Here is a 1,598-nt window from a genome sequence, read left to right on the forward strand (position 1 = left end):
GGGGCTGCGGACGATTTCTTGGACTGATTCAGGTTGCGATTCCCAAGCGGCGCCGGTAGTCGACCGGGCTCATCGCCTGCAGGGACAACTTGATGCGCCGCTCGTTGTACCACTGGATGTACGAGTTTAGCTCGTTCATGAATGCCTCTACCGTGGTGCCGGCCCAGTTGCGACAGTAGTACATCTCGTTTTTCAGGCGCCCAAAGAAGCCTTCGCACGCAGCGTTGTCAGGTGAGCAGCCTTTTCGCGACATGGATCGGACGAGACCCGCCGCATCGATACGTTGTAGCCATCCCGGCCAACGATAGTGCGAGCCCCTGTCACTGTGTACGACGGGGCTGTCGCCTTCGGTGAGCGTCTTGATAGCGCCGTCGAGCATGCTATTGACCAATTGCGCGTCAGGCCTCGTTCCGATAGACCAACTCACAACCTTGCCGTCAAAGCAGTCGATCATGGGTGATAGGTAGACCTTGCCCGCTGGAAGCTGGAATTCGGTGATGTCCGTCAGCCACTTTTGATTTGGAGCCTGCGAATGGAAGTCCCTGGCAATCAGGTTCTCGGGCGCAACGCCAATCTCCCCGCTGTAAGAGCTATACCGGCGACGAGGTCGATGGACAGTAAGCTGCTCCTCCGCCATCAATCTGCGCACAACTTTCTCGGAGATCTGCATATCGCGCTGGCGCAGTATCGCGTGGATACGGCGGTACCCGTAACACCGATGGTTGCCCTCAAAAATCTCGACCATGGCGTTACGAACCTCGCCATATTTATCGGCCAGGCCTAATCTTGTCTTGTGATAAAAATAGCTACTGCGTGCAAGCCCGACGATGCGAAGAAGTTCGGACAACGGATACGTAGATTTCAAGGCATCAACCACCTGTGTCTTCTCCCTGTTTGTCAGGGCCAGGGTGTTGATGCCTTGGTCTTTTTTTATTAGATCGCCCGCCTGCGTCAGGATGTCGCGCTCAAGTTGCAGCTGGCGTACCTGCTGTTCGAGCTGCGCGATTCTTTCCAGCAACGCCGCATGCTCGTCTTCAGGCGAAGCCAATTTACGTTTTCGCATAGATCGATATGCCTCGTCTCCGAGCAGTTGATCTTTCCACTTGTACAACATCGGTCGGCTTACTCCAACCTTTTTTGCCACATCCTCCGCTGAGCCCGGGCGGGTGCAAAGGTCAGTGACTGCCTGACGCCTCTGTTCGGACGCAAACGGCGCACTGGTGTTTGTGCTCGTGACCATGCGGCGCGACCCAGGGCGCAGCTCCTCAATCCAGCGGGCCAGCATTTCGGTGCTGGGATACCCGAGGGCTCTGCGGGTATGAACTAAAGAGCAGCCATGACCGAAATAGTGATCCACCGCCACGCGTTTTTGCTCCAGCGTGTATCGCTGCCTTGGACGGCGGAGCTTGGGCAGGTCCCCAAGCGCCTGGTACAGGTGAACCCACCGCTTCAGGTTCTTGCCCGACGGATAGCCCAGCTCACGAACGACCGTTGCCGTCTTTCCCCCGTACTTGAAATATAGCTTGACCGCCCTGATGCGATCCTCGTACGAATACATGAACTACCTCCAAGTAGTCCAAGTTTTCATCCGCACCCCC

At 56.6% G+C, this 1,598-nt stretch carries 1 protein-coding gene; it reads right to left on the bottom strand.

Annotated features, from left to right (window positions below; translation table 11 throughout):
• Nucleotides 1-28: 28 nt before the first annotated feature.
• Complete coding sequence (locus AC1DP9_RS27625) at nt 29-1,558, bottom strand: IS3 family transposase (protein WP_441645959.1); 1,530 nt, start codon at nt 1,556-1,558, stop codon at nt 29-31.
• Between the last annotated feature and the right edge of the window lie 40 nt (nt 1,559-1,598).

The organism is Cupriavidus sp. 01L43 (assembly GCF_056399925.1).

Coding starts and splice junctions, on each gene's coding strand:
- AC1DP9_RS27625 (WP_441645959.1), bottom strand. CDS start 1,558: ATGTATTCGTACGAGGATCGCATCAGGGCGGTCAAGCTATATTTCAAG.